At 51.4% G+C, this 18,882-nt stretch carries 26 protein-coding genes and 1 tRNA gene; 12 read left to right on the top strand and 15 right to left on the bottom strand.

The features are described 5' to 3' along the window. Positions 1-104: 104 nt before the first annotated feature. Positions 105-341 carry a hypothetical protein gene (locus DXY38_RS11635; protein WP_083825887.1) on the top strand — a complete coding sequence of 79 codons (237 nt, stop codon included), beginning with the start codon at positions 105-107 and terminating at the stop codon, positions 339-341. Here DXY38_RS11635 and DXY38_RS11630 read toward each other — a convergent pair. Next, positions 338-823, bottom strand: a complete 486-nt coding sequence (locus DXY38_RS11630) for a hypothetical protein (protein ID WP_244279115.1) — start codon at positions 821-823, stop codon at positions 338-340. The two genes, DXY38_RS11635 and DXY38_RS11630, sit on opposite strands and share 4 nt — an antisense overlap. A gap of 61 nt (positions 824-884) precedes the next feature. Here DXY38_RS11630 and DXY38_RS11625 point away from each other — a divergent pair, with 61 nt between their 5' ends. From DXY38_RS11625 to DXY38_RS11610, 4 genes are all read left to right on the top strand, one after another. After that, positions 885-1,124, top strand: a complete 240-nt coding sequence (locus tag DXY38_RS11625) for a hypothetical protein (protein ID WP_006852382.1) — start codon at positions 885-887, stop codon at positions 1,122-1,124. Positions 1,125-1,360: 236 nt separating this feature from the next. Beyond that, positions 1,361-2,362, top strand: a complete 1,002-nt coding sequence (locus DXY38_RS11620) for an SDR family NAD(P)-dependent oxidoreductase (RefSeq protein WP_115071780.1) — start codon at positions 1,361-1,363, stop codon at positions 2,360-2,362. Positions 2,363-2,440: 78 nt separating this feature from the next. Beyond that, positions 2,441-3,022: a glutathione S-transferase family protein gene (locus tag DXY38_RS11615; protein ID WP_115071779.1), complete on the top strand. Its 582-nt coding sequence runs from the start codon at positions 2,441-2,443 to the stop codon at positions 3,020-3,022. Between the two features lie 60 nt (positions 3,023-3,082). Next, on the top strand, positions 3,083-3,718 hold the full coding sequence (locus DXY38_RS11610; RefSeq protein WP_115071778.1) for a DUF3598 family protein: 636 nt from the start codon (positions 3,083-3,085) through the stop codon (positions 3,716-3,718). Here the strand turns inward: DXY38_RS11610 and DXY38_RS11605 are convergent. The 4 genes from DXY38_RS11605 to DXY38_RS11580 all read right to left on the bottom strand — a co-directional run bounded on the left by DXY38_RS11605 (position 3,697) and on the right by DXY38_RS11580 (position 7,440). Next, positions 3,697-4,164, bottom strand: a complete 468-nt coding sequence (locus DXY38_RS11605) for a nucleoside 2-deoxyribosyltransferase (protein ID WP_115071777.1) — start codon at positions 4,162-4,164, stop codon at positions 3,697-3,699. The two genes, DXY38_RS11610 and DXY38_RS11605, sit on opposite strands and share 22 nt — an antisense overlap. Positions 4,165-4,173: 9 nt before the next feature. Further along, the gene (locus DXY38_RS11600) at positions 4,174-4,569 is read right to left on the bottom strand and encodes a phosphoribosyltransferase (protein WP_115071776.1); all 396 of its coding nucleotides are present in this window, start codon (positions 4,567-4,569) and stop codon (positions 4,174-4,176) included. Between the two features lie 1,804 nt (positions 4,570-6,373). After that, complete coding sequence (locus tag DXY38_RS11585; protein ID WP_006852372.1) at positions 6,374-6,694, bottom strand: MgPME-cyclase complex family protein; 321 nt, start codon at positions 6,692-6,694, stop codon at positions 6,374-6,376. Then, entirely contained in the window at positions 6,691-7,440 is a 750-nt protein-coding gene (locus DXY38_RS11580; protein ID WP_115071773.1) for a pyridoxine 5'-phosphate synthase, read from the bottom strand. The genes DXY38_RS11585 and DXY38_RS11580 overlap by 4 nt, the downstream gene beginning before the upstream one ends. A 205-nt stretch (positions 7,441-7,645) precedes the next feature. Here DXY38_RS11580 and DXY38_RS11575 point away from each other — a divergent pair, with 205 nt between their 5' ends. The 4 genes from DXY38_RS11575 to grxD all read left to right on the top strand — a co-directional run bounded on the left by DXY38_RS11575 (position 7,646) and on the right by grxD (position 9,513). Then, positions 7,646-8,272: a lysophospholipid acyltransferase family protein gene (locus DXY38_RS11575; RefSeq protein ID WP_115072040.1), complete on the top strand. Its 627-nt coding sequence runs from the start codon at positions 7,646-7,648 to the stop codon at positions 8,270-8,272. A gap of 26 nt (positions 8,273-8,298) precedes the next feature. Next, complete coding sequence (locus DXY38_RS11570) at positions 8,299-8,838, top strand: hypothetical protein (protein WP_006852369.1); 540 nt, start codon at positions 8,299-8,301, stop codon at positions 8,836-8,838. A gap of 68 nt (positions 8,839-8,906) precedes the next feature. Then, positions 8,907-9,140 carry a BolA family protein gene (locus DXY38_RS11565; RefSeq protein WP_006852368.1) on the top strand — a complete coding sequence of 78 codons (234 nt, stop codon included), beginning with the start codon at positions 8,907-8,909 and terminating at the stop codon, positions 9,138-9,140. 49 nt (positions 9,141-9,189) lie between these two features. Next, positions 9,190-9,513, top strand: a complete 324-nt coding sequence (gene grxD, locus DXY38_RS11560; protein ID WP_048346315.1) for a Grx4 family monothiol glutaredoxin — start codon at positions 9,190-9,192, stop codon at positions 9,511-9,513. Between the two features lie 23 nt (positions 9,514-9,536). Here the strand turns inward: grxD and DXY38_RS11555 are convergent, their stop codons facing one another. Beyond that, positions 9,537-9,809: a DUF6761 family protein gene (locus tag DXY38_RS11555; RefSeq protein ID WP_006852366.1), complete on the bottom strand. Its 273-nt coding sequence runs from the start codon at positions 9,807-9,809 to the stop codon at positions 9,537-9,539. A gap of 118 nt (positions 9,810-9,927) precedes the next feature. Here DXY38_RS11555 and DXY38_RS11550 point away from each other — a divergent pair, with 118 nt between their 5' ends. Then, a complete protein-coding gene (locus DXY38_RS11550) occupies positions 9,928-10,650 on the top strand; it encodes a response regulator transcription factor (protein WP_371411012.1) in 723 nt (240 codons plus the stop codon). 505 nt (positions 10,651-11,155) lie between these two features. On the opposite strand, the gene DXY38_RS11545 is transcribed toward DXY38_RS11550, so the two are convergent. From DXY38_RS11545 to DXY38_RS11515, 7 genes are all read right to left on the bottom strand, one after another. Continuing rightward, positions 11,156-11,698, bottom strand: a complete 543-nt coding sequence (locus tag DXY38_RS11545; protein WP_115071772.1) for a hypothetical protein — start codon at positions 11,696-11,698, stop codon at positions 11,156-11,158. Then, positions 11,695-11,976, bottom strand: coding sequence for a hypothetical protein (locus DXY38_RS11540; RefSeq protein ID WP_115072038.1), 282 nt, complete (start codon positions 11,974-11,976; stop codon positions 11,695-11,697). Before DXY38_RS11540 ends, DXY38_RS11545 begins: the two co-directional genes overlap by 4 nt. A gap of 79 nt (positions 11,977-12,055) precedes the next feature. Beyond that, complete coding sequence (gene crtH / locus DXY38_RS11535; RefSeq protein ID WP_115071771.1) at positions 12,056-13,591, bottom strand: carotenoid isomerase; 1,536 nt, start codon at positions 13,589-13,591, stop codon at positions 12,056-12,058. Between the two features lie 31 nt (positions 13,592-13,622). Next, a complete protein-coding gene (locus tag DXY38_RS11530) occupies positions 13,623-14,576 on the bottom strand; it encodes a cation transporter (protein WP_115071770.1) in 954 nt (317 codons plus the stop codon). Further along, complete coding sequence (trmFO, locus tag DXY38_RS11525) at positions 14,557-15,936, bottom strand: FADH(2)-oxidizing methylenetetrahydrofolate--tRNA-(uracil(54)-C(5))-methyltransferase TrmFO (protein ID WP_006852359.1); 1,380 nt, start codon at positions 15,934-15,936, stop codon at positions 14,557-14,559. The genes DXY38_RS11530 and trmFO overlap by 20 nt, the downstream gene beginning before the upstream one ends. A gap of 43 nt (positions 15,937-15,979) precedes the next feature. Next, positions 15,980-16,102, bottom strand: a complete 123-nt coding sequence (locus DXY38_RS11520) for a photosystem II protein Y (protein ID WP_006852358.1) — start codon at positions 16,100-16,102, stop codon at positions 15,980-15,982. Positions 16,103-16,129: 27 nt separating this feature from the next. Next, positions 16,130-16,693 (bottom strand): gamma carbonic anhydrase family protein, encoded by a 564-nt coding sequence (locus tag DXY38_RS11515; RefSeq protein ID WP_115071769.1) that lies wholly within the window; start codon positions 16,691-16,693, stop codon positions 16,130-16,132. Between the two features lie 79 nt (positions 16,694-16,772). Here DXY38_RS11515 and DXY38_RS11510 point away from each other — a divergent pair. After that, positions 16,773-16,844: transfer RNA gene (locus DXY38_RS11510), tRNA-Lys, on the top strand. Between the two features lie 73 nt (positions 16,845-16,917). After that, positions 16,918-17,271: a response regulator transcription factor gene (locus DXY38_RS11505; protein WP_006852356.1), complete on the top strand. Its 354-nt coding sequence runs from the start codon at positions 16,918-16,920 to the stop codon at positions 17,269-17,271. Here the strand turns inward: DXY38_RS11505 and DXY38_RS11500 are convergent. Together DXY38_RS11500 and DXY38_RS11495 are read right to left on the bottom strand one after the other, a co-directional pair. Further along, positions 17,268-18,398 carry a HAMP domain-containing sensor histidine kinase gene (locus tag DXY38_RS11500; RefSeq protein ID WP_256359572.1) on the bottom strand — a complete coding sequence of 377 codons (1,131 nt, stop codon included), beginning with the start codon at positions 18,396-18,398 and terminating at the stop codon, positions 17,268-17,270. The genes DXY38_RS11505 and DXY38_RS11500 overlap by 4 nt on opposite strands. A 46-nt stretch (positions 18,399-18,444) precedes the next feature. Then, positions 18,445-18,828, bottom strand: coding sequence for a PAS domain S-box protein (locus DXY38_RS11495; protein WP_006852354.1), 384 nt, complete (start codon positions 18,826-18,828; stop codon positions 18,445-18,447). Positions 18,829-18,882 lie beyond the last annotated feature (54 nt).

Genomic DNA, 18,882 nt, shown 5'->3' with positions numbered 1-18,882 from the left:
GGCGTCTGCACCGGAACAACTCTTCTCAACAGTACCGATTAATGCGAGAGGAAAACATGGCTGGGAAAAAGACCGGTAAGGTTTGACTCTGTTTTCCAATTGCTGTGTCTACCTCCTGGCGAGTGTTGATGCGCTTTGTAGCCAGCGGGCTGTTCCTTCTGGCACATGGATTACTCGTGCTCGAGTACGTGGCGCTTGGCACTGCCCTGCACGGCATTGCTGAGGTCTTCCTGGCGCCCTGGGCGATACGTCATCGGGCCTGGGATTTGATCGTGATCGGTGTTGTCTTCTGCGTCTTTGATCTGTGGGGAACGCTCAGGCTCACCAACATGATTGGCTAATCAATCCACCAACGCTGAACCAACCCAGACAAATCGGAGGACGCTGCGGGGACCGTTACCACCGAAAGTCGCTGTCGGTCTTTGGCATAGTCATAACGACAAAAGCCAACACCTGTCCCAGAACAGGCGGAAAGAGCAGGAAGGGCTGATCCAGAGTGACCTCGCCTAGGCCCCTCAATAGATTGATCGGGTTGTGGCAACCAGCCTGATGCCAACAACGAAGCATCTGCCGCACGGATCGACTGACCCACTTGCAACTGAACAGTCGTGGAAGACATGGAGTCAGCGAAGACGGCACCACCACTCAGAAATGGCAGGACGAAGAATGCAAAGTGCAGTCCTTTCATCGCTTCCAAACCATGACTGACTTCGGCATAGCAACGATGCAAGCCGAACGTCATCAACGCAACGAAACGCTTGGAACCATCAGCAGCCTCATCTGCGGCCGCATCTGCAACCTCATCCGCGGAAGGCTCCGGCAAGCAACAACCAGCCCCAAAGGGAAGAATCAGCGCTTATAAGAAGTGAAGACACACAAAGCCCATGTCCGCTCAGGCCGTGATCGACCTTGCCAACGCCATCAAAGCCGATGCAACGTTGAAAGCTCTCTGTGCATCAAGTCAGTGCGCAGATGTCGATGATCAATGCAGTGTTGCCAAAGAGAGGGGATTTGACATTCACCCCCATGACTTTGATCAATTCAATAACGGCGACCTCGTAGAAGCAAACGACGAAGACACATTCCTCAAGCCATCCTGGTGGGAGCGCATTCCTCAACAGTAAGATTCTCGAGAAGAGACCATTAAGCAACCCACTCAAAACCAACCAACTATTTCTTTATATTGCACTCATTTTATAAACGCCAGCAGCATTAATAGCTTGCTTTAAAACGTTGTTAGACACAACTAACCATTACAGAAAGTACAATGTAGTGATCAATAAAGCATCACAGCAAGAGCAATGAAGTCTATAGAACGAAAGCCCCATTGTTCTCTTATCAATCACCCATCCAGCCCTGAATGCAAGACGAAACTGCGCAACGAATTCTGATCACAGGAGGAAGCTCTGGCATCGGACTCGAGGCAAGCAAACAATTAACGCAGAGAGGGCATCGCCTCACACTGCTCTGCCGCACAGCAGAGCGCTGTCAAGAAACACTAAGAACCCTCTCGGCAGAGAGCGAGGAGCACATAAAAGCAGAAGGAATAGCCATGAACCTGACAGATCTCAAAAGCATTGAATCTGGTTGCAGAACAATCCTTCAAAAAAATGAACCGATCGACACCCTCATTCTGAATGCTGGAATTCAAAATGTAGGAATCAAAGAGCCACGATTGACCGCACAAGGAATCGAAGAAACATTTTGCGTTAATCATCTGGCCCATCAACTGATCGCCATGCGCCTGTTGCCATTGCTTATCAAAAGCAAGAAACCTCGGCTCGTGGTCACCAGCTCTGAAGTGCACAACCCAATCAGTGGAGGAGGGCGCGTTGGCCTACCAGCCACACTGGGAACACTTGCTGGATTAAAAGATCAGAAAAGCATGGCAATGCTCAACGGTCAAAGAAATTTTGATGCTGACAAAGCCTATAAAGATAGCAAGCTCTGCAATATCCTCATGGCAAGAAAAATTGCCATCAAACTCAAACAAAGTGGGCAAGAGATCCCAGTGCTTGCATGGAGCCCAGGACTGGTCATTCCACAAGGAAGCGAAGGCTTTTTTCGAACAAGTCGTCAGCAAAATCCGATCGGCCTGGCTGTCTTTACGTTCGTTGCAAGAGACTTACTTCGGCTAACAGAAACCGTGCAAAAAGCAGGATCACTCCTTGCAGGACTAGCCGATAGATCTATCCATGAAAAGAACGGCTTTCAATACATCAGCAATCAACTAATAAGACCTGGAAAACATATTTTCAAAGAAACGGAGACAAGCAATGAGGGAAACAATGAGCAACTTGGAGAGGAACTATGGACACTCAGCGAACACTTGATCAATCAGAAACTCGGCGAGACCCCTTAGATCCAAGACCTCTTTTTGGGATCACATCAAGAGCAAGCATCTATTAGCATCTCAAGACAAGCAAAGATCTTATTAGAGATGGCAATCATCCTTTACGGCGGCCCCCAAACCCGCGCCTCCATGCCCCGTTGGTACATGGAAGAAATGGGCATTCCCTATGAGCTTGTAGAACTCTCGTTGGCTGAAGGACAACATCTAAAAGAAGATTTTCTATCGATTAATCCCTTCGGGAAACTTCCAGCTATGAAGGATGATTCTGTTGTCAATGCCAACGGACAACCCCTGGTTTTATTTGAATCAGGCGCCATTTTATTGCATTTGGCTGAGCATCATGGCAACGAGATAAAGAGTCCGTGCGATCGATCATTAATCAGCCAATGGACACATTTTGCTAACTCAACATTAGCATTTGCAATTTTCGTTCCAGACCAAAAATCAAAAACTCTGCCACGACTTTTAACGCAACTGAATTCAGAAATTGCAAAAGGGTATTTTGTCAACAACAAATGGGGCGCCGCTGATTGCGCTGTCTCCTCTTACTTGGCGTATATCAAATTATTCTTCCCAAGTGAGGATCTCAGTGCCTATCCGTCAGTCGAAGCATTAATTCAATCCACGCGCGAACGTCCTTCCTATAAAAAGATCATGGGGATGGGCTAATCAATACTTACAGCAGCACATCCAAGCTAGCCAAACTACCGAAACCAATCTGACCAACCGATGCATGATCTTCGTGAAACCTTGCTCCTGCACAACAGTGGGCATTGGCAGGGATGCTTTATCAGAATGGATCACACAGGAAAAGAACAAGAGCGCTTCTCCACATCCCTTGAGGTCAAAGAAGCCGAAGGCTTTATTCAGACATGTTTGACCTACAAAGAGAATGGCCGGCAGCAATCGATGAATTTCGGATCGATTCCTCCATCGATGCAAGTCACACAGACTGGACATTGGTCAACAGGTCCCAATTTCATCACACCATGGAACTGGGTTGCGGAGCTCTGCGTTGTCAATCAACAACAACGCCGACGCATGATCGTTCGCCACGGGGTGAGCGGACTCGAACGGATCATTTATGTCGTAGAAGCCAAAGAAGACACAGCACAACAAAACCCGTCACAACCACTGCAGTGCCAATCAACATCTTTTGGATCGTTACAGATTTGGCAACCGGAGCCAGGCGTGGAGCTATTCATTGATCCAAGAGATCGCCAACAAGGAGACATCACGGGCTGCGGTATCCGCTGGTGTGATCAAAACGGAATCACGCATCAAATTCTGCGTCAGTACAACGCAGAAGGTGCCCTTTCCCCCTTATCAGACAGTTGGATTGATCAGCCCAGTTGCGCCCATTGAGCCAGGGAGCGATCACGATTTTTAATTGAATCCATTGAGTCATACACCATCTCCTGCCAGTCCGATTCAGGCAACCCGGCAAAAAGCATCAAGTTGAGAGGGTACTGATCAGAATCGGTGCAACGGCGAAAGTCGTCACGGAACAGGAAAACAGGTTTGTTGAGTGCATAAGCAGCTCCAACCTCCACCATCACCCCCTCATCTGGTGGAGTTCCATTCACGATCGCAAAGACCCCGTCAGCGTCACGGACATCCTGCATGCATTGCTGGGCCACGCGATAGGCCCACCCAGGCTTGCTGGTGTCGAGATTGGCATTGCGTTCAAAAGGCTCCCAAACCGTAAGACCAAGATGGGCGAGAGCCTCCACAAACTCAGGAATCAGAAGGCGCTTGCACTGGGCGGAAAACCCGTAAGGAGAAGCCAGATAAATGGTTTTCGATGTCATGAAAAAGGTTCAGGCATGCATGGATCTTGAGGCGCGATAGCGACCTTCATCTTCTACTGCGAGGTCAACATTTTCCCAGGGAAAAACCAACCATTCATCAGCTGAGATCGTGGTAGCAGCATCCCACCATTCTGGAGAGCACTTGCTCATCCAAACAACAAAAGTCGCGTCAACCTGTTCGCGGATCGCTCTCAAGGTCTGCCCAGTTTCATACACATCGTCCACAACTAAGCAACCGTCCTTTGGTTCTGGCAGCCAAGGAAGGGAGAGCGCGTGACTCAAAGCCACTGCAAGACAAACACCACCGCGAGGAACACCGTAAACGCCTGCGAAGGAACGAGAGCCATAGCGTTCAGTGATTGTCTCAACAGCTAAATCAAATTGGATCCAAGAAAGTTGCAGCATTTCATTTCAGATCGCACCTCCATTCTATAGGTGATCCTTGCAAACTAGAATTCAAAAGCCAACAAAAGAAGTAGTTACTCATCCATCAAAGCAAGACAATGCAGAACTGTTGGCGCTGACATCCGAGAAACAAAACAGGTAAATGAGTGCTTGGTTTGGAGATAATTGGGCTCTTTTATAAAAGGCTTTGCCATCTTTTTGGCAAGTTCTTGACGCTCTACCTTCATTGTGAGCTGGGGCAAAACAGGCATCATTGAATTGCTTGGTCACCTATCTTGAGATGAGCTCAAACCAATGTGTTACAAGAAAGAGCTTGAATTGCTACGAATCCTATCTGCGCCTGATACTGTGATCCACGATCAAGGCCTTGGATGAAAAGAGATCAGAGAGAGAACGACTAGACAGATGCCTCATTCCTCAGCACATCAAGCCAATCTGGCCTCACAACGCGACTCACAAGTTCACTAACCCTTGATACAATCAAGACGATCTCACTATTTGCATTTTACTTAGATTTAATTTGCATTTATTAATTTCTACCTGAAAGATAACAGTCCATCAACACTGTATCAGCCATGAATCATTAGCAGTCATATTCCACTTCTGAACGCTGTTGATGTCGAATGACGTCGTCATCCCTCATCTGTGATTCGTCATAGTCAAGCGCTCGAATAGGGCACGCCGATGCTTTGAAAGGCTTATGCTCTCCTTCGCAAATCACGGTTCCAATAGGCTGTGCTGAGGCGATACTGATTTTCATCAGTGAATGCTGCTACCTAGCAATTCATAACTGCTTTCAAGCAGGGCGCCAGCCTCTGTGCTGTCATCAAGATCAAAGAGAATCAACAGGACCCGAATCTGTTGTGGCAGTTAAGGAGCGAGCACTCAATCCATCCAGGCCAAGCCATGCTTGACGTCGTGATCAACTTCGCCCCAGAAAAAAATCAGACCAACAACATGAACGGCTTAACCATACCGCTTCATAAAGTCATCCAGGGTGTAAAACTCCTTATCTGTGGAGGTTTCTTTGATCAATTCTTCAAGAGTTTTTTGCTCCATCACCAATTGATACTCTTTAAATGAGAGATCAAACCTTGGATCATAAGCATCTTTAAACAAATGAAGATATTCATTGCACAACGCTTGAATAATTTGGACTCGACTAAACTCCATTAGCGACTGACTAAATACTCTTTATTATCATTCATCGCCTGCCTCGATGCTTTGATCAGCCAATCATACGTTCAAAACCGATCGTCCCCACAGCAGGATGACATACAAGCCAATAGGGGGTGTCAACGATAAGAGCGAAATCTTTGAGCCGAAAACACCGCTTATGCCTAGGGCTTACAGATCTCGGCATTCATTGAACAGCCCTCACAACAGACCTGCCTCCTCAACAGTTCCTGCTGAGCATTGGAGGCTGCTGCCAAGCCAAGAGCCAACACGAAAGCAGACATTGCGGCAAGCAAGGGAAGTCGAATCACCATGACGGACGCAGAGATCTCAAGAATTAAACATTTCTAATTTTATTAAAACACTTTTGCACCAGCTCAGCAAAGGAAACTGATCCCAATCGTGCACATTTATGCGGCCAAACCGAAGCAATCCCGAGCACAACAATCGCGAATTAGATTCTTTCTATCATCAAACTAAATCGCGAGCTCGATTTTTAGCAAGAAGCTTGCCTAGCCGGTATCAATCATTAGATATCTAATGATTGCACATTTTATTTAACTTGATAAGGATAGCCACTCGTTGCCCCCAGTCATCACCCTCAGAGGTGGGGTTAAAATCTATTTGGTCAGTTCGCTTCAGCAAGAGGATCTGGAATGGAATCAGTTGGTGCTTCGAATTGCCCCTCGATCACATATTCCAGCCTCAACTTCATAAATGTGATGAAGGTTGCATCTGTAGAAACCACTGCTGCGGAAGGTTGGGGAACCTTGGCTTTGATTTCAGATAATTCAGGAGTATTGAGAAAACTTGGATTGCGAACTAGCCAAAAATCAATGGTTTTGCCCTGTTCGCCGTAATGCCTGCGTCTTTCTTTGAGCACTTCTTCCAGAGGTTCCTCTTCTGTCAAAAAGCGAGCACTGGCTGCAACAAAATGATGGGTGGTCATGAGCAACTGCTTCCGAACAAGGGGTCACGTCTTGGATTCTGAACCAGACTCTTCATCTCTCTCACGGCTTCTTGTAAACCCACGGAGAGAGCCCGGGCCACAATGGTATGCCCGATATTGAGCTCTTCCATGCCTGGAATGGCAGCAATGGGCTCCACGTTTTGATAGGTCAAACCGTGACCTGCATTCACCCGTAATCCCATCGACCTGGCTTGTTCCGTTGCCTCGATGAGACGGGCCAAAGTGATGGGTTGTTCTCTCCAGCTGGCCTGCGCATAGCGTCCGGTGTGAAGTTCAACCCAACGGGCGCCGCTCTGCTGACAAGCTTCAAGTTGATTTCGATCAGGATCCACGAACAAGCTGACCGGAATGTCGTTGCTCTGAAGCGTATCGATCACAGAAGACAAGCTTTTGCACTGAGTTCGGACATCCAAGCCTCCCTCTGTTGTGACCTCTTCTCTCCGTTCTGGCACCAAGGTGACCATGTCTGGTTGTTCTCGCAGCGCAATCTCCACCATTTCTGAAGTGGCCGCCATTTCCAAATTCAAGCGGGTCCGAACGGTTTGCCGTAAGAGCGTTAAGTCACGATCTTGGATGTGACGGCGATCTTCCCTGAGGTGAATCGTGATCCCATCAGCACCACCCAATTCAGCCATTAAGGCCATCGGCACAGGATCGGGTTCGACCGTGCGCCTGGCTTGCCTGACATTGGCAATGTGATCAATGTTGACCCCGAGACTGGCCACAACCCTCACTCAAAGGATCAACTTTATCCGCGGGTTGCCCATAACCGAGACGCAGCTCTAACTGCCCAAGCTGGAGCGATCCAGAGACAGGAGCCACCTACATTTCAACCGTGTAGGAAAGCGGTCTTCAGCCGTGGGCAGCGCTCTGAAAACTAGGGGAGAGGTCTTGGGTTCAGCGATGAACCCTTTCTGGTCATCGCTTGCGATGTTGTTCACGCAAGACCTGGCATTGCCTTGGTATTTCCGAGAAAGACATGTGCTTGGCAGCCACCACCTCCCGAAGGAGGGGCCTGTTCTTTTGGCCCCCACCCATCGAGCGCGCTGGGATGCCCTGATCTTGCCGATGGCAACGGGGCGACGCGTCACCGGCCGTGATTGCCGATTCATGGTGACGCGCACCGAAATGAAAGGCCTTCAGGGCTGGTTTCTTTATCGGCTCGGCTGCTTCCCTGTTGACCAAGGACGTCCAACCCTCACGACACTTCGCTACGCGATTGATCTCTTAGGGGCTGACCAGCAGGTGGTGGTTTTTCCTGAAGGGCGAATCAACCGCACCGACGAACCGATTCGTTTGCAACAGGGACTCGTTCGTCTTGCCCAAATGTCCACAACAAGTGGGATTCCTGTGAAAGTTGTTCCCGTTGGGATCGCGTACAGCAAAGCCATCCCCTCAGCATTTAGTCGTGCAGCCGTCTGCTTCGAGGCACCGCTCGTAGCGGAAGGAACGGGAAGGGCTGCTGCTGCTCAAATGAGTGAACAGTTGGCCAATCGGATGCATACGGCTGAACAAGCGGCCCGACAGGCGGTGGGCCGACCGCTAAGAAGCCACTAAAGTCCGCCCACTGTCCTGCTCAGTTCATGCGTTCCCGTCTCACCATCACCGCCTTGGCCCTTTTGGCTGGATTGGCTGCTGCTCCAGTGCAGGTGTTGGCTCAGTCTTCAGATGGAACCACCCCCTCTGTGAGCAAAGTTCTGGCATCAAGTGGTGCTGGATTCAACGTGGCAGCTGTCCAAAGCCTTCTCAACCGTGGTGATGCAGCAGTCGCATCAGGAAATCTTGGCCAAGCCAAGACCGATTACGACAATGCTCGGACTGCCGCAAAGCAGCTGCTTGCCTTCTATAGAGATCTCAGTGGTGCCTTCAGAGGTCTGGATGCACGCATTCCCAGGGAGATGGATTCCAAAGGACGCGAAGCTCTATCCCTTCTGGCCCAGGCCAATCTGCGCTTAGCCGCTTTGTTCAGACGGCAAAATCAGCCCGAAGTTGCTGTACCAGTTCTGGTTGAAGTCGTTCGTCTAATGACTCCGACCAGCAACGAAGGTCAAAAGGCCTATCAAAGCTTGCTTGAGCTGGGATTTGTAGAGACACCCTTCGCAGGAGCAAAAGCAGCGAAATAAGAAGTGATCCAGAGGAGTCATTCACGACGTTGATCTGCCAGCATCAGCTCAGTTCAATCCGGCGTTGCATGGTTCAGTCAGAGGCGGTGAGTTCGGCGATTCGCCGAGCTCTTCCAGATGCTCAGGTCTCAGTGGAAGACCTCACTGGAGGTGGAGATCATCTTCAAGTGAGTGTGGTGTCTGCAAAATTCGAGGGTCTCACCCGAATCAAACAGCACCAATTGGTCTACGGGGCCTTGCGGGAAGATCTTGCAAGTGAGGCGATTCACGCATTGGCGCTTATCACTTCAACTCCTGGCTAATTATTCGCTCGTTCGTTAAGTCTTTATCTTCTTACTCAAACTTTGATCTATGGATTCCCAAACCAAAGAGCGCATTCAGGCGCTGATCCAGTCCAGCCCGATTTTTGTGTTCATGAAGGGCACGAAATTAATGCCTCAATGCGGCTTTTCAAACAATGTGGTTCAGATCCTCAATGCCCTAGGCATGAGTTTTGAAACCTTCGATGTGTTGTCGGACATGGAAATCCGTCAGGGCATCAAGGATTACTCCGAATGGCCCACAATTCCCCAGGTCTATGTCAAAGGGGAATTCATGGGTGGATCCGACATCCTGATCGAAATGTATAACTCGGGTGAGCTGAAGGAAAAATTGGAGATCGAGCTCGCCAGCTAAATCTGTGCGATTGGATCTGATCCCTACCAATCGCGATGGGGATGGCTGTACAACGTACTGACATCCCCATCGGGGCCAATAAAGCTAGATGGATCCATGATCCAACGCTCAACCAGCGACTCGAGGCGAGCCATTTCGCGGGTTTCCAAGGCGCTACAGCGCCTCAGAGCGTGCAAATACCCATCGGCATACAGTCTCAGCTCAGATGGGGTGTGGTACCTGGTGGTCAGCTCCTGACAGGCATCACACAGCGACTGGAAGTGTCGAATGGCTTCCGGATGCTGAAGGGATGTCATCTTTAGTGTGAGCTGCAGCCTCTGCTACCAGCAATCAATGGAATGGTACTAGCGTAAGAGCGGTTTTCCGTGCTGTGTGACCTCCTCATCCCGGGACCTTCTGGACAACAGTCCTGACTTGGTCTCCACTTCACAATTCGTGCCGACTGCAGGTCAGCCTCGAGAACCGTTCCGGGTTCTGGTTGTTGAGCCTCACCCCACGCTGAGAACTGTTCTGGTTCAGCGTTTGCGTCAAGACGGTTATCTAACAGCAGCGGTTTCCTCCCCTGCTGAAGCTCAGGAGCTTTGCCAGGACCAATCTCCTGATTTATTGGTTTGTGCTGAGCTCCTCGAGCAAAGTTCGGCTTTGCGCTTGGCCCAACAATTGCGGTCGCCCGTCATCGTCTTAACCGCGCGTACTGGCGCTGAGCCGGTCGTCGGTCTTCTCGACGACGGCGCTGACGATGTGCTCCGCAAGCCCTTCGGTCTTGAGGAATTAGCGGCACGCTGCCGCACGCTGCTTAAGCGGGGCCATAGCGGTCTTCAAGAGCGCGTCAGTGTGGGGCCGTTAGAAGTTCACCTCCTTCTTCGCCAGGTCACCCTGCGCGAGAAGCCTGTGGAACTCAGCCCACGGGAATTCGCCTTGCTCTGCGCTTTGTTGATGCCTCCCGGCATGGTGCGGAGTCGTCAGGAATTGCTGCGAATGGCGTGGCCTCCCTTTAGTGGAGGTCCGCGATCTGTTGACACTCAGGTGCTCACCCTGCGTCGCAAACTGGAGCAAGCAGGGTTGGGAGACGGCGGTGGTATTACCACCGTTCGCCAGCAGGGCTACCGATTCAGTCTTGAAAACATCAGGGACTAAGGGGCAGTCATTGCATGGCTTTTGCTGAAACGAAAGAGGAGGGGCAATTGGTAAGGAAAACCCAATCCAGTTGTCCCAACGGGATCGAACCAATGAGGGCGAATAAGAACAGCGTTGATCTCTGCCGCTAAACGGTTTGAGACCAAAACATTATCGGCAGTGTTTTTGATTCCAGCAGCGTTGATATCAACAGCTTTCTGGGCGCCTTAGCCAGCAGCCATAGTGGAATAAACATGGCTCGGCGTAGCAAAAGAGACTGCTAAAGAATTATTGATTAGCGTGCTGTCAGGCTTCGCCCTGCTCGAAATCCATGACTAGCTTTGTGATTGCGAGCAGCCTCGTTGTCTTGAATTTGGCCATGATCTCTACAATCTGCTATCAGTGCCGATAAACATGTTAAAGCTAAATCTACTTAATTAACCACTTAGTCTTTGCCTATTCAAAGATCATTCTGGTTCGAATTTCCAACCATCACGTCATCATATGTTTTGAATGATTCGAGTTATCAAGGGATAAGGATCAAACCCTGCTGGACTGCAAACGCTACAGATCCTTCACCAAGAAGCATCAAAGCGGCCAACACTGCAAGCAGTTGATAGGTCCAAGGAGGCGTCAACCTGCCAACACCCTTGGTTCGCAAGGTGCTCCGAGCTTGGATTAAGTCCAGAAAACGATCAAAGTGTTCAAGGCGCTGTGGAAGCAGCCGTTGGCTTTGATCATGGGTTGTGATGTAAAACACCTTCCCTCCTTGACTGGTACCCACAGGAACGAGGGCTTTCATTTCGCTCCAGTTGAGGCTCCAGCCACGACGCAGCAACCAGCTGCACCACGCAGGGTGTCCAACCGTGATTCCAGAATTTGTAACGGTGACTTGTTCACTAAGCATCGCCAAAACAGCGAGCAATCCCAGTGGCACAGCGGCAAGAAGCCACAACCTCAGGGATTCCGGGGCCAAGGCCGGCAAAGGAAGCACCAAGGCTAAGTAGACGGTGATCAATGTCCCGCGAATTAACGGCGAGAGCTGAAAACAATGGTTGTTGTTGTTCATCGATCCTCCGGAGATCCAGGTAATGGCTCGATCACGTCGTTGGGCCGATAGGTCCCGCCAAACACTTCAGCCTCGCGACCTTTCCAGAACTCACCCAAACGCATCAGATCGGAGTGGGCTTCTTTGAGACTGCTCATGTAGTCCTCATGGCTCATGCTGCCTCGAGCCTCTTTGAGCTTGGCCAAGCGCAACATCTGCAGCATCCAGGGCTTACTGAGGTCCCCTCGACTCTCGAGATAGCGGGCCAATTCAGCGGCGCTGGGAGGAGTGGACTCCACGATGGGCGTTGCCAAAGGAGCAAACCTTAGGCACTGACAACCATCGTTAGCGCGATGAAGGCGTGATCCTGCTGTCGATTTAAGCGGGAAGGGACCAAGGATTCAGGCCAAGATCCGCGCCGATTCGGTGGCTGCAGGCATAACCACTAAAAGCCACGGCATTGAGCCCCTGGCCAGGGAAGCAGGAATCACCAACGCAATACAGGTTTTTCAAGCCGGTGCGGTTAAACGGCATCGGCAACAAGCCAGGAAGGCGGGTCGCAGGAACCGGCCCATAGCTCCCACCCATTCGGCCAAGGAAGCGACGATGCGTCCGGGGTGTGCCAATTTCCTTGAATTCAATGGCGCTCTTCAAGCCGGGGATAAGAGCTTCCAGACGATCGATCAAGCGATCGGCATCCTGCTGTTTCTTCTCGGCATAAGCGCTTGGGGACAAACCTTTCCAATGGCGCATATCGCTCTGGGTAAAGGTGTGCAGGATGTGTCGTCCAGCTGGAGCCAACGAAGGATCCAGAAGCGATGGCATCGAAACGAACACCACACCTTGCTCGGATTCCATCTCAGCCCAGTCTTCAAGCAAGAGGTGGTGACAGTGAAAACCAGGGGGAACCACTGAAGCGTCGATGCCGAGATGGAGGGAAAGGAATGATGAAGAGGGCTGGTAGCGCTTGCGCCAAGTGGTTTCAGCCGCTGGGGTGTGCTCCGGACTAACCAGCGTTGACTGTGCTGATCCTTCCCCAGCGAAGGTGTCCCAGCGCGTGGCATTGCTCACGATCCGTCTCGCTCTTAGCTCCTCACCATCAGCAAGCCGAACGCCAACAGCCTCACCCTGCTCAATCAGAACGTTGGTGACGCGATGTTTGTAGCGAATTTCGCCGCCATTGGCTTCCAAACCAGCCACGAGTTTTTCGGCGATGACACCGACACCCCCTTTCGGATAATTAATGCCGCCGGCATGACGATCGGAGAACACCATGCCGGCATTGATCATGGGTGTGCGATCTGCTGGCATCACCGACCAGCAGAAACATTCCATATCGATCAGACGCAAGAGATCCTCATCCTTGATGTGCTTTTTGGCCACATCTCCAACATTGAAAGGAAGCCACCGCGCCAGACCAAGACAAGCCAATGGGGCCTTAAAAAAAACTTTGGCGAGATAGGCAGGATCCTCCAAAGACAGCAATGGCATCGCATCTAAACAACGAAACACCTGCCAGCAGGTCTCATAAAAAGCGCGAATCCCCTTGGCTTCATGGGGAAAGCGGGCACTCATTCGCGTGATGAAATCGTCGTAGTCCCTGTCTACGGCCATCGTCAGGCCGTCTGGAAGATGGTATTCAAGCTGCACAGCGTCAGGAACCGTCGCGCAGTGTTGGCCGACGTCCGCCAACGCTCTCGTGAGCAAGTTGGTGTGCCCCTTCTCTCCAAATCCAAAAATCATCGACGCACCAACATCAAAGGTGTATCCCTCTCTGCGAAAGCTCCCACCAGACCCGCCTGGAATCAGATAGCGCTCGAGGACCAACGTCTTCGCCCCCTTCGCAGCCAGTTGTGATGCTGTGACCAGGCCACCGATCCCGGATCCGATGACAATTACATCCCAGTCAGGCATCGGAGCGACGATTCATCCTTTGATCCAGACCCTAGGAGGCGCCGGTCGTGGAGAAGGGAGGAGTGGCGGTCAAAATCACCTCCGATCTCACCGGCATGGCTAAAAGCTCCCGGCAGCGCTCCTCGATTCGTTCTCGGATCAGATCGATGGCTGCACCATCCATCGGTTGATTTGGGTTGAGATACACCACCACAAAGGCCGTACGCCCCACCTGCATCACGGTGAGGTCGAGCAGCCAACACGACAACCCGGCCAGCAAGTCTTCCAGAGCGAGTCGAGTGCTGCGAACAACCTCCGTTTCTGCCGATGCACCAGCAGCCTGTCCGAGCGCATTCAAAAAGGTCTGCAAAGGGTCTTTCAAGATGACCAAGCTGACCACCAACACCAACAGCGAATCGGTGATCGGGCTGAGAGCGGCCAGGGGGGTTCCCTTAAGCAGCGGTGAGCCCAGCAATGCAATGCCCGTCAGCCCGCTGATTAAGGCATCCATTCTCGCGGCCTTCGCTTCCATCAACAGCAATTGAGACTGACGACCGGAACGAATCCAATCGTGGTGATGGCGCCATGCCAAACCCCAGCAAATCGCCACCATCGAGGTGGAGTAAAGCGCCACGGGCCCGAGCGTGACCACGGCAATGGCACGGCCGCTGGCGTAATCAATCAAGGTGCTCAGACCACTCATGGCCGCAAAGCTGAGGACACCAATCAGGACCAGTGAGCGGAAGAGGACGTACAACGCTTCTTGACCGTCGTAGCCATAGGGATAGGCCCTGTCCTGGGGGCGAACCACATTGCGGCTAATCCTCGAAGCGACAAGGCCTGAGCCCACCATCACCGCGGAATAAAGCCCATCGAGGAGAAGGGCATACGACCCTGAAAGCACATGAACGCAAACACCAGCGACCGCCATACAGGCGCTGGCATAAACGCCGATGCGCAGTGAGCGCCTTTCAATTTGACGCGCTTTAAGCGGGGCAAGCGACATGGGCAACCTGGCTCTCTTCAATGGTGCTTTGAAGATCCGCCAAGGCTCTATCGCGGTAAGCGCCATAACGGGCGCGCTTATCTCTGATGCGCTCCTGAAGCTCAGGCATCAAGCCGAAATTTGGGGGCATGGGCTGGAATTTGCCCGATGGTGCCTCACTGATGAAATGGGTGAGTGCTCCGATCATCGTGGTGTGCGGCAACTGAATCGGTTCTTGACCATGAACCAGCCGTGCTGCATTGGTGCCAGCCAACCAGCCTCCTGCAACAGCGGCTGCATACCCCTCAGTTCCCGTGATTTGACCAGCGGCTAGCAGATGAAGTCTGCGTCGGAACTGGAGGGTCGGCTCCAACAGTTCTGGTGCCTCCAAAAAGGTGTTGCGATGCATCACGCCAAAACGCACGAAATCGGCCTGCTCCAGGCCTGGAATGAGACGCAGCACGCGTTTCTGTTCCCCCCACTTGAGATTGGTCTGGAAGCCCACCAGATTCCAGAGTCGGCCATCCTTGTCTTCCTGTCGCAATTGCACAACGGCATAGGCCCGTTTGGCACGGCGTACATCCCGGTCATTCACATCCCCCCAGCGCGGATCCCATAACCCGATTGGCTTGAGAGGTCCGTAGCGCATCGTGTCCTCGCCACGACGGGCCAACTCTTCAATGGGCAAACAGCCCTCAAAAAAAGTGGCACTGCTCTGATCAAAGTCCTTGAGTTCGGCTTGTTCAGCCTCCAACAGAGCCGTTCGAAACGCCAAAAACTGGTCTCGATCCATCGGACAATTGATGTAATCGGCATCGCCCTTGTCGTAGCGACTGGCACGAAAGGCCTTGGTCATATCGATGCTTTCCCCTTCAACGATCGGACTCGCCGCATCGAAAAAATGGCAATCATCTCGGCCCGTGAAAGCACGTAGATCATCAGCCAGTGCCTCACTCGTAAGCGGACCTGTGGCCAGCACGGTGATCTGATCAGGATCCGGCAGCGCTAGCTGCTCTTCTCGACGAATCGTGACCAAAGGATGGGCGTCTAAAGCAGAGGTGAGTGCTGCGCTGTAGCGACCACGATCAACAGCAAGAGCACCGCCGGCGGGGACGGAATGATGGTCTGCCGTTTGGATAACCAAGGATCCAAGACGCCTTAATTCTTCCTGCAACAACCCTGCTGCACGATCACTGCTAAGAGCGCCGAAGCTGTTGCTGCAAACAAGCTCTGCAAACTCAGAGCTGTGATGAGCAGGAGAGCGCTTGAAAGGGCGCATTTCCCAGAGCGTGACGGGAACACCTGCTTTTGCGACCTGCCAAGCAGCTTCTGTACCGGCAAGGCCAGCACCTATCACAACAACCGAAGACTGTTCGCTCAAGGACGATGGGATCGAGAACTCAACTCAACCCTATCGATCACCATCAAGCGCGGCTTCGTTTGATCATCAGCTGGAGCTGACCAACGGCAGCACGACCAATGTTGAACCCAGCCCAGGCAAGTGCCAGAAGGATCGGAGAAGCCACGAGCACAAGCCGAAGGTCCATGAGTCCATTTAGAAAAGCTTTTGGAGTTTAAGGACAGTCGGGAGAAACCGGGATCAACAGTGGGCAGTCCGTTTGGTTTTGCAGCAATTGAGACCACTGCGCAGCCAGCTCGGCGTAGTGATCTGCGTGGTGCCACTGATCATCGATTTCCTCCTGACTCAGCTCACGTTTCACCTTGGCAGGCACACCCGCCACAAGGGTTTGGGCTGGAACATCCTTCGTGACCACAGACCCTGCTGCAACAAGAGCCCCACGCCCAACGGTGACGCCATTGAGGACAACGGCACCGATACCAATCAAACAACCAGCCTCCAGCAAGGCGCCGTGAACAACGGCTCGATGTCCAATCGTCACGTTCTCGGCAATTTGAACAGGAAAATTCGGATCGCCATGCAGAACAGCTCCCTCCTGAACATTGCTACGAGCACCGATATGAATGGCTGCCATGTCTCCACGGACAACGGCGGTTGGCCAAATGCTTGCTCCGGAACTCACAGTCACATCGGCCATCAGCACCGCTCCAGGTGCAATCCAGGCATCCGAAGCGATGCTGGGTTGGGGCCAAGGGTTGTTCATTCCCAACTCGGTCATCAACGGGGGGACAAGCATCTTGCAGGTGGATCGTTAAGTGATAACCTCCACAGGTGCCTGAATGGCATGCCCATGCGGCGGGTCGCTAGCTCAGCGGTAGAGCACTCGGCTTTTAACCGATTGGTCCTGAGTTCGAATCTCAGGCGACCCATTAGTTCAAAGCTACACCTTTCTCCATTCTTTTTTAGTGGTTTCAGGCGCAGGGCACCTCTTATCGAGAAACGATGAAATGCGTCGCCATTGTTGATGATGATCCTCGATTACGTGAATTAATTCGAGACGAATTAATCGATGAAGGCGTTGATCCTGTTGTTTGTTCCGACGGAGAAGCCTTGTTGGAGCTCTTGGATCAACGCCAAATTGATTTGATTTTGCTCGACTTGATGATGCCAAATATGAGCGGAATGACCTGCCTGCAACACTTACGAGACCGCTCCAATGCTGTGCCGGTTTTAGTCGTCACTGCTTTCAATGAAGACAGCAAACGCAGCGAAGCCAAGGCCCTAGGTGCTAGTGACTTTATTCTTAAACCAGACCTATTCGAACTCCTACCCGAATTACTCGAGCGTTATCTTTAAAGAAAGCTCTCTACTCCAACAGACGACCTAGGGCATGGGAATCGCAATGTCACAACGAGCCCCTGACTGATCGAACTTGTGAATCCTTGAGGCGACGCACAACTCGCTGACCCTCCCATTCCTTCCATCAAACTTTTCACCAAAGGGAGTCCAAGACCACCTCCATCGGTCATGTCAGCCTTTCGATGCTCCTCAATACGGACAAATCGCTCAAAGGCGGCATCATAATTGTCATCATTTTGTATCCCGGGTCCATTGTCTATAAATTGCAGCTCAACGTGTGATGGATTTTTGATTAAACGTATCTGGATCAACAGCCGAGAACGACAAAACCGACGGCTGTTATCGAGAAGGTTATCGAGAATCAGATAAAAAGCATCTTGGTCAAGCTGAACCTGATATTCATCATTTTCATTGGCAACAATCGTCTGTAGACATTCTCTTGATTCAGGATTCAGCTTGGCGACCCATTGATCAACGTAAGTTCGCAAATCATCTATTTGCAACGTCCAACGGCGGCAGTCAGCATCTAACTCCGAAAGCAACAAAAGATTATCAACAAGACTGGCCATACGCTGTGTCTCTGCGGTGGCATCGGATAGGGATTGGAGAATTTTCCCAGACAGCTGCTCTTTACGCTTCATCCGATGCAAATTTCCGGTAATAATCGCAAGCGGAGTTCTTAACTCATGAGCAAGCTTATCGATAAATTGTCGTTGTCTTGCCAAAGCTTTCTCTAAGGGCTCGAGATCACGAAAAATCAACAAAACAAAGCTCTGGTTCATCTGAATGATCTGACGCCAACTCACCGAGCGAGTAATCAGTTGCGGCTGATCAATATCAGGCTCAGAAAGTGCTTGTATTAGATAAGAATGACGACCTTCAGCAGAAAGGGCTTTTTGTAAAGGATGCGTTGGCTCTTGATCACCCATGGGGCTTCGATCAAGATGGTGGAACTGCAGCAAAGCGGTAAGAGGCCGTCCAACCATCTGCAATGTGATTCCTCCTCCCCAGAGATCTGCAGCTTGCTGGTTAGCCCAGCGCACTGCAGAGGATTCATCCACGATCAACATCGCTTCACCCGTGGAATCAAAGGCAACTCTCAGCAGTCCGAGCGACTGACTCATCTGCTGGATCAGAGATCCAGAATCTGCTGACCCTGAAGAGCTGTTTTCAGCAAGCATGGGGTCCTTCCAGGGGCCTCAGCGTTGCCGCAAAACTCCATCCACCATCATCACTACGCTCGGCAACGATGAAATGTTCACTACGAATTTCAGCTCCATCACGACAAATCGTCGCCAACTCAAGGGGGTGATTAACAAGCTTTGATGTCTCTGTCAGCTTGAAACGAGAGAATCCAGCGTGATGGAGCTCACGAAAGGACGCTGGCAGAATCATCCCAATGGTTTGACCAACTAAGCCATCGTCCCAGCCATAAATCAGACGAAAGCGGTCATTGAACTCAACCACCTGCCCCTGCTCATCCGTTCGGACGAAAGGGAGATTGTGTTGCTGCCTCAACGCATCGACAGCGCCTGGCGTCCAGGAATTTGACATACCCGGAAAAGCTTTTTATCAGCTTAGACACGCATCCCTGGGATCAGGAGGACC

Origin of the sequence: Synechococcus sp. UW179B (assembly GCF_900474245.1) — a bacterium.
Classification (GTDB): domain Bacteria; phylum Cyanobacteriota; class Cyanobacteriia; order PCC-6307; family Cyanobiaceae; genus Synechococcus_C.
Note: the sequence above shows the minus strand (reverse complement) of the source record. Positions and strands in the feature narration are given on the sequence as shown.

Excerpts from the sequence above, each read along its gene's own strand:
- DXY38_RS11625 (WP_006852382.1), top strand. The coding sequence starts at position 885 with ATGTCCGCTCAGGCCGTGATCGACCTTGCCAACGCCATCAAAGCCGAT.
- DXY38_RS11620 (WP_115071780.1), top strand. The coding sequence starts at position 1,361 with ATGCAAGACGAAACTGCGCAACGAATTCTGATCACAGGAGGAAGCTCT.
- DXY38_RS11615 (WP_115071779.1), top strand. The coding sequence starts at position 2,441 with ATGGCAATCATCCTTTACGGCGGCCCCCAAACCCGCGCCTCCATGCCC.
- DXY38_RS11610 (WP_115071778.1), top strand. The coding sequence starts at position 3,083 with ATGCATGATCTTCGTGAAACCTTGCTCCTGCACAACAGTGGGCATTGG.
- DXY38_RS11605 (WP_115071777.1), bottom strand. The coding sequence starts at position 4,164 with ATGACATCGAAAACCATTTATCTGGCTTCTCCTTACGGGTTTTCCGCC.
- DXY38_RS11600 (WP_115071776.1), bottom strand. The coding sequence starts at position 4,569 with ATGCTGCAACTTTCTTGGATCCAATTTGATTTAGCTGTTGAGACAATC.
- DXY38_RS11585 (WP_006852372.1), bottom strand. The coding sequence starts at position 6,694 with ATGACCACCCATCATTTTGTTGCAGCCAGTGCTCGCTTTTTGACAGAA.
- DXY38_RS11575 (WP_115072040.1), top strand. The coding sequence starts at position 7,646 with ATGTTGTTCACGCAAGACCTGGCATTGCCTTGGTATTTCCGAGAAAGA.
- DXY38_RS11570 (WP_006852369.1), top strand. The coding sequence starts at position 8,299 with ATGCGTTCCCGTCTCACCATCACCGCCTTGGCCCTTTTGGCTGGATTG.
- DXY38_RS11565 (WP_006852368.1), top strand. The coding sequence starts at position 8,907 with ATGGTTCAGTCAGAGGCGGTGAGTTCGGCGATTCGCCGAGCTCTTCCA.
- grxD (WP_048346315.1), top strand. The coding sequence starts at position 9,190 with ATGGATTCCCAAACCAAAGAGCGCATTCAGGCGCTGATCCAGTCCAGC.
- DXY38_RS11555 (WP_006852366.1), bottom strand. The coding sequence starts at position 9,809 with ATGACATCCCTTCAGCATCCGGAAGCCATTCGACACTTCCAGTCGCTG.
- DXY38_RS11545 (WP_115071772.1), bottom strand. The coding sequence starts at position 11,698 with ATGAACAACAACAACCATTGTTTTCAGCTCTCGCCGTTAATTCGCGGG.
- crtH (WP_115071771.1), bottom strand. The coding sequence starts at position 13,591 with ATGCCTGACTGGGATGTAATTGTCATCGGATCCGGGATCGGTGGCCTG.
- DXY38_RS11530 (WP_115071770.1), bottom strand. The coding sequence starts at position 14,576 with ATGTCGCTTGCCCCGCTTAAAGCGCGTCAAATTGAAAGGCGCTCACTG.
- DXY38_RS11520 (WP_006852358.1), bottom strand. The coding sequence starts at position 16,102 with ATGGACCTTCGGCTTGTGCTCGTGGCTTCTCCGATCCTTCTGGCACTT.
- DXY38_RS11515 (WP_115071769.1), bottom strand. The coding sequence starts at position 16,693 with ATGACCGAGTTGGGAATGAACAACCCTTGGCCCCAACCCAGCATCGCT.
- DXY38_RS11505 (WP_006852356.1), top strand. The coding sequence starts at position 16,918 with ATGAAATGCGTCGCCATTGTTGATGATGATCCTCGATTACGTGAATTA.
- DXY38_RS11500 (WP_256359572.1), bottom strand. The coding sequence starts at position 18,398 with ATGAGTCAGTCGCTCGGACTGCTGAGAGTTGCCTTTGATTCCACGGGT.
- DXY38_RS11495 (WP_006852354.1), bottom strand. The coding sequence starts at position 18,828 with ATGTCAAATTCCTGGACGCCAGGCGCTGTCGATGCGTTGAGGCAGCAA.